The following is a 6389-nucleotide window of genomic DNA, read 5'->3' as shown; positions in this document are numbered from 1 at the left end:
GCCCGCCGCCCCCCCCCCCCCCCCCACACGCACGATCCGCAGCCGCAGCGGATCGGAGAGGGCGTGCAGCACGCCCTCCAGGCGGATCTCGTCGAGACCCGGATGCGGAAGGTCGCGGCTGGTCGGGGCGGTGCTGGTCACGGCGGCTCCACTTCGGGTTCTCTGCAGCGCCCATTGTACGAGACCTCTCGTAGTTTGACACCTAGCGTACTACGATGATTATCGTACGAGCCGTCGATCGGTCCCGTGACGAATGGAGTCCGGCGTGAGCGCGCTCTTCGAGCCCTGCACCCTGCGTGAAGTGACCATCCCGAACCGGATCTGGATGCCCCCGATGTGCCAGTACTCGGCCGCCCCCGAGGGCCCGCTCGCCGGCGTGCCGCACGACTGGCACTTCGCCCACTACGCGGCCCGCGCGACCGGCGGTGCCGGCCTGGTCGTCGTGGAGGCCACGGCCGTCTCGCCCGAGGGCCGGATCTCACCGTACGACCTGGGCATCTGGAACGACATCCAGGCCGAGGCGTTCCGCCGCATCACCGGCTTCCTGTCCGCGCAGGGCACGGTACCCGCGATCCAGCTCGCCCACGCCGGCCGCAAGGCGTCCACGGAACGGCCCTGGAAGGGCGGCGGACCGCTCGGTCCACTGGAGCACGGCTGGCAGCCGCTGGCGCCGAGCCCGGTCGCGTTCGACGACGCGCACCCGGTGCCGGACGAGTTGACGGTGGACGGGATCCGGCGGATCGTCGAGCGGTTCGCGGCAGCGGCCCGCCGTGCGCTCGACGCCGGTTTCGAGATCGCCGAGATCCACGGCGCCCACGGCTATCTGATCCACGAGTTCCTCTCCCCCCACTCCAACCACCGCACCGACGCGTACGGCGGCCCGTACGAGAACCGCACCCGCTTCGCCCTCGAGGTCGTCGACGCCGTACGGGCGGTGTGGCCGGACGACAAGCCGCTGTTCTTCCGCATCTCCGCGACCGACTGGCTGGCCGAGGGCGGCTGGACCCCGGACGACACGGTCCGCTTCGCGCGCGAGCTGCACGCCCAGGGCATCGACCTGCTCTACGTCTCCACCGGCGGCAACGCCTCCGGCGCGCGCATCCCGGTCGGCCCCGGGTACCAGGTCCCCTTCGCCGCCCGGGTGAAGGCCGAGACACCGATGCCGGTCGCCGCCGTCGGCCTGATCACGGAGGCCGGCCAGGCGGCGAAGATCATCGCCAACGGCGAGGCCGACGCGGTCCTGCTCGGCCGCGAACTGCTCCGCAACCCGTCGTGGCCGCGGCTGGCAGCCCGGGAGCTCGGCGGTGCGGTGCGGGTGCCGGAGCAGTACCACCGGTCGGTGTGAGCCCGGCGCCGGGTGCCGGTCACCCGGCGCGGTGCGGTCGGCGGGCGTCGCGGCGGCCGGGGCCGCGGCCATCACGGTCGAGGTCGTCGACGACGACGAGGACGTTGTCCGTTCGCCGGATTGCCATGCCTGGCCTTCTTGGTGCGCCAAGGACACGGTGGCCGCAGCCACCCATGACGGAGCCGCCGGGCCGTTCTCGGCGTCCTGCGCCACAGCCCTACAGGCGGCTCAGCATGAGCGCGAGGGCGTTCGTGGCGTCACGGCGGTTCTGGGCCTGTGTCCGGCTGCCGTTGCGGGTGACATACGCCTGCATCACGAACTGCCCTTTGCGGCCGGTCAGGTTCGTGTAGTAGTTGTCCGACTTCCGGCCCTGGCCGTCGACGACCAGCCGGCCTTCCTCGGCCACCACGTCGTCGAAGCCCTTCAGCTCCGTGAGCGCCACCTCGTGGATGCCCTCCCATCGCGCGTTGCCCTCGGCCTCCTTCACCTTCGGGCAGCGCCGCGCCTCCGAGCGCAGCCGGGCCGCATCGGCCCGTGCCGGCTCGGCGCCCCGGTAGACGACGACCTGCGAACTGGCCAGGGCCGTGCCGTCCGTCCGCCCGACATTGCGCCGCACGGCGGACAGGGCGTCCGCGATGGGCTGTGTCGCGTAGTCGCAGTTCTGGTCCGTCACGCCCTCGGTCGTGTCCTCGCTCTCGTAAGGATCGCCCTTCGTGAAACCGGATCCCCAGTCCGGGGGCGTCAGTGCCACGCGTCTCGCGATCCCGCGAGCCTCCGCGGCCGTGCTGACCGCCGGCTTCTTCCCGTCTTTGTTCCGGTGTGAGGTGACGACGAGCAGTACCGCGACACCGCCGACGACGAGCAGTGCGACCGCCACGGCCACCAGCGTGGCGAGCGCACGCCGTGAGGGACGCCGGCGCGACGGACGGCCCGGTTCCGGCGGACCGGCCCCGGCCGGCCCGGGCAGCGGGCCCGGTGGCGGCCCGGACGGCGGACCGGGGGGCGGGCCGGACGGCGGGTGACTGCTCACACGGCTCGTGTACCACCCGTGGCCCGTGCGCCATCGGGCCGGGCACGGAGATCACCTGACTGACCGGGACAGCTCCCGCTGATAGTCCGCGTACGCAGCGCGCAGGGCCTCCCCGGGCCAGTCGGCGGGGAGGAGCCCGGGGGGCAGGACGGGGTCGGTGAGGAGGTGGCGTACGACAGCGGCGAAGGCGGTGAGCAGGTCGGCCGGGCGGTGGGACCCGGCGATGTGGGCGAGCAGGGCACGGGCCGTGGCGGCCCAGGCGTCCAGCGGCCACAGGCCGGCGACCAGTTCGAGCGGGGAACCGTCGGGACGGGTGGTGCCGGTCAGGGCCACGCGCCCCAGGTCGTCCGGCAGGGGGCGGACCAGATTGGCGGGGCGCAGCCACACGCCCTCGCGGAGTTCGGCCAGCCGCAGGGAGGTCAACCGGGCGCGGAGCTCGGCGCGTTCGGCGGGGCCGCGGCCCGTGGCCGTGATCACCACCGTCTCCCAGTCGCCCTCCCACGCGCGCGTGCGGGGGTGCACCGCGTCGTCCTGACGGCGCTGGCGGTTCAGCAGCCGGTCGCTGAGCCCGTAGACGGCGTCCGTGCGCCGCAGGTCACCGGCGGCCACCATCCGGCTCAGCGCGGCCCGCAGGGTGGAGCCGCCGACGCCGAAGGGCTCCACCAGCCGCACGAGGTCCTTCACCGGAAGCTCCGGCGGATGCGTGCCCAGCAGCAGGCTCAGCACGACCGATCGCGCGGACAGCGGCCGCAGGTCGGCCTCGCCGGGTTGCACTGACACGTTCATCCGCATGAGCACGTACTGTACGTCCGCTTTCTTATTGCGTCATTGCTACAACCGCACGAAGAGTGCAACATGTCGGCATGGTCTCGACACCCGCACAGCCGCAGCAGCAGTACGCCACCCACGACGTCACCAACCAGGCCCCTCCCCTGGCCCCCTACGACGCCTCCGAGGACCCGGCCCTCCTCGATGGCCTGCGCCGCGAGGGGGCCGGGTGGGCCGAGGAGGGGGTACGGCGCCTCGGCCTGCGCGCCGGGAGCGCGGAGGCGCAGGAGTGGGGTGAGCAGGCCAACCGGCACGAGCCGGAGCTGCGCACGCACGACCGGTACGGCAACCGGATCGACGAGGTCGAGTTCCACTCCAGCTGGCACCGTCTGATGGGGGTCGCGGTCACCGAGGGCCTGGCCGGCGCCCCCTGGGCGGACGACCGGCCGGGCGCGCATGTGGCCCGCACCGCGGGCGGGCTGGTGTGGGGGCACACCGAGGCCGGGCACGGCTGCCCCACGTCGATGACGTACGCGGCCGTCCCCGCGCTGCGCGCCCAGCCGGAACTCGCCAAGGTCTACGAACCGCTGCTGACGAGCCGGGAGTACGAGCCCAGGCTGCGGGTGCCCACCGACAAGCGGGGGCTGCTCGCCGGGATGGGCATGACGGAGAAGCAGGGCGGCTCCGACGTCCGGACGAACTCCACCGTCGCCACGCCCACCGCCGAGCCCGGCATGTACACGCTGCGCGGGCACAAGTGGTTCACGTCGGCGCCGATGTGCGACGTGTTCCTGGTACTGGCCCAGGCTCCGGAAGGCCTGTCCTGCTTCCTGGTCCCGCGCGTGCTGCCCGACGGCACCCGCAACACGTTTCGCATCCAGCGGCTGAAGGACAAGCTGGGCAACCGTTCCAACGCGTCGTCCGAACCGGAGTTCGACGGGACCGTGGCCTGGCTGGTCGGTCCCGAGGGGCGCGGTGTGAAGACCATCATCGAGATGGTCAACTGCACCCGGCTGGACTGCGTGATGTCCTCCGCGACGCTGATGCGCAAGACGCTCGTCGAAGCGGGCCACCACGCCCGGCACCGCAGCGCGTTCGGCGCCCGGCTGCTCGACCAGCCCCTGATGCGCAACGTCCTGGCCGATCTCGCGCTGGAGTCCGAGGCCGCCACGACGCTCACGCTGCGGCTGGCCGGGGCGGCCGACCGGGCGGTGCGCGGGGACGCCGGGGAACAGGCCTTCCGGCGGATCGCGACCGCGGTCGGCAAGTACTGGGTCACCAAGCGGGGGCCGGCCTTCACCGCCGAGGCCCTGGAGTGCCTGGGCGGCAACGGCTATGTCGAGGACTCGGGCATGCCCCGCCACTACCGCGAGGCTCCCCTGCTGTCGATCTGGGAGGGGTCGGGGAACGTCAACGCGCTCGACGTGCTGCGGGCGCTGGGCCGGGAGCCCGGCACCGCCGAGGCCCTGTTCGCCGAACTCGCCCTGGCGCGCGGGGCGGACGCCCGGCTGGACGCGGCCGTCGCCCGGCTGAAGGACCGATTGGCCGAAACCGATCAGTCGGGCGCTCGTCGGCTGGTCGAGCTGATGGCCCTCGCCCTCCAGGCCTCCCTGCTGGTCCGCCACGCGCCGCCCGCGGTCGCCGACGCCTTCTGCGCGAGCCGGCTCGGCGGTGACTGGGGGCACTCCTTCGGCACCCTGTCCGGCGCGGCCGGCCTCGACGCCATCCTGGAGCGGGCTCTTCCCGGCCGAAACTGATCCTTCCGGCCCCGTGTGCGGTCCGTGGCCGGTGACAGCCGACGGATCGCACACAGTCGTCGCTCGACTCCGCTTCGTTGTCAGTGCCGTGGTGCAGACTCGCGATCAGGTGACAATCGCCTGGGGAGGACAACGTGTCAACGGGGATCGACGAGGTCGACTGGGCCTCGCTGCGGCACGCGTACGGCAGTGCCGAGGACGTGCCCGCGCTGCTGCGCGGACTCGCCTCCGCCGACCCGTCCGAACGCGCAATGGCGCTCGACGGGATGTACGGCTCGGTGCACCACCAGGGGAACGTGTACGACTCGACACTGGCCTGTGTGCCGTTCCTGTTCGGGCTGCTGGCCCGCGCGGAGGTGCCGGACCGGGGCGGCATAGTCGAGTTGCTGGTGAGCATCGGCGCGGAGTGCGCCGGCGGCAGTTGCGCGCGCGCCCATGCCGCGGTGCGCGCGGGAGCGGAGACCTTCGCCGCCCTGGCCGACGACCCCGATCCCGGGGTGCGGCGGGCGGCGCCCGGGGCGCTGGTGCGGTTCCTCGACGAACCGGCGCGCGTGCTGGGTCTGTTGCGGGAGCGGATCACGGTCGAGCGGGACGACCGGGTGCTGCTCGCCCTGACGGAGGGCCTCGGCCACTACGTACGTCGCCATCCGGGGCACGCCGCCGAGGCGGTGGACCTGCTCGCCGCGCAGAGCGCTCCGCCGTACGGCCCCGGGCTGCGGCTCGCCGCCCTCGGCCAGCTCGCCCACGGCGCGCCCGACCGGCTCCCGGCCGATCTGGTCCCCACCGCCGTCCGGCTGCTGCGGGACAGGTCCGGGCAGCGGTCCGGCGGACGGGACGGCGTCGGGACGGACACGCTGGTCGGCCGGATACGGCAGCTGCGGCCCTCGGACGAGGAGGGCTCGCACCTGCTGCGGACCCTGCACACCGCGCTCGGCGACCGGGTGACCGACCGGCTCGCCCTGCTCACCGGGCAGTTGACCAGTCCGGACCCGATCGACCGGTGCAACGCTGTGTGGATGTCGGCGGCGCTGTTCCGCGAGTGGCGCGCCGACCACAGCGTGCCGATCGCCCTGATCGGCGCCCAGCTCCGCGAGGACCGGGACCAGCTGCGGGAAGCCTCGGTCTCCGTCCTGTCGGAGCTGTTCGAGTTGGCCGCGCCCGCCGCCGACGACCTGTGCGCACTGCTGGCCGAGCGCCCGGGCCTGCGGGTGCACCGGTGGGAGCGCGGCGCTCCGACCCTGGGCGGTCCGCTCAAGGCCCTGGCCAGGAGCGGCGATCCGCGGGCCGTGCCGATCCTGGCCGACGTGCTCGCGGGCCCGGCCGTACCCGACGACCTCGGGTACGTGATCGTGCCTCTGGGCCGGTCGGCGGTCCCGCTCGCGCCCGCGCTGCGGCGCGGACTCGGCCGGGTCGACCCCCGTTCGCCCGATGTCGCCGAGCGGGCCGTACCGCTGCTGTCCGCGCTCATGGCTCTGGGCGATACGGAGGC

Annotated in this window: 5 protein-coding genes and 1 pseudogene; 3 read left to right on the top strand and 3 right to left on the bottom strand. The window is 73.6% G+C overall.

What is annotated here, in order from left to right; genetic code table 11:
- Positions 1-141, bottom strand: a pseudogene (locus tag ACFW2E_RS38850) (transcriptional regulator); the annotation flags it as partial.
- Positions 142-265: 124 nt separating this feature from the next.
- On the opposite strand from ACFW2E_RS38850, the gene ACFW2E_RS38845 reads away from it, so the two are divergent.
- Positions 266-1345 carry an NADH:flavin oxidoreductase/NADH oxidase gene (locus ACFW2E_RS38845; protein ID WP_384474369.1) on the top strand — a complete coding sequence of 360 codons (1080 nt, stop codon included), beginning with the start codon at positions 266-268 and terminating at the stop codon, positions 1343-1345.
- A 217-nt stretch (positions 1346-1562) separates the two neighbouring features.
- Here ACFW2E_RS38845 and ACFW2E_RS38840 read toward each other — a convergent pair whose 3' ends face one another.
- Both ACFW2E_RS38840 and ACFW2E_RS38835 read right to left on the bottom strand, forming a co-directional pair.
- The gene (locus tag ACFW2E_RS38840) at positions 1563-2222 is read right to left on the bottom strand and encodes a hypothetical protein (RefSeq protein WP_384474366.1); all 660 of its coding nucleotides are present in this window, start codon (positions 2220-2222) and stop codon (positions 1563-1565) included.
- A 204-nt stretch (positions 2223-2426) separates the two neighbouring features.
- Positions 2427-3167, bottom strand: a complete 741-nt coding sequence (locus tag ACFW2E_RS38835) for a PaaX family transcriptional regulator C-terminal domain-containing protein (RefSeq protein ID WP_384474363.1) — start codon at positions 3165-3167, stop codon at positions 2427-2429.
- Positions 3168-3238: 71 nt separating this feature from the next.
- On the opposite strand from ACFW2E_RS38835, the gene ACFW2E_RS38830 reads away from it, so the two are divergent.
- Together ACFW2E_RS38830 and ACFW2E_RS38825 are read left to right on the top strand one after the other, a co-directional pair.
- Positions 3239-4900, top strand: a complete 1662-nt coding sequence (locus tag ACFW2E_RS38830; protein WP_384474360.1) for an acyl-CoA dehydrogenase family protein — start codon at positions 3239-3241, stop codon at positions 4898-4900.
- A 134-nt stretch (positions 4901-5034) separates the two neighbouring features.
- The coding region (locus ACFW2E_RS38825; RefSeq protein WP_384474357.1) for a HEAT repeat domain-containing protein at positions 5035-6389 on the top strand (1355 nt) is incomplete at its 3' end.

The organism is Streptomyces sp. NPDC058964 (assembly GCF_042741275.1).
Classification (GTDB): Bacteria; Actinomycetota; Actinomycetes; order Streptomycetales; family Streptomycetaceae; genus Streptomyces.
The sequence above is the reverse complement of the archived record's forward strand: the minus strand, read 5'-3'. Positions and strand labels throughout refer to the sequence as shown.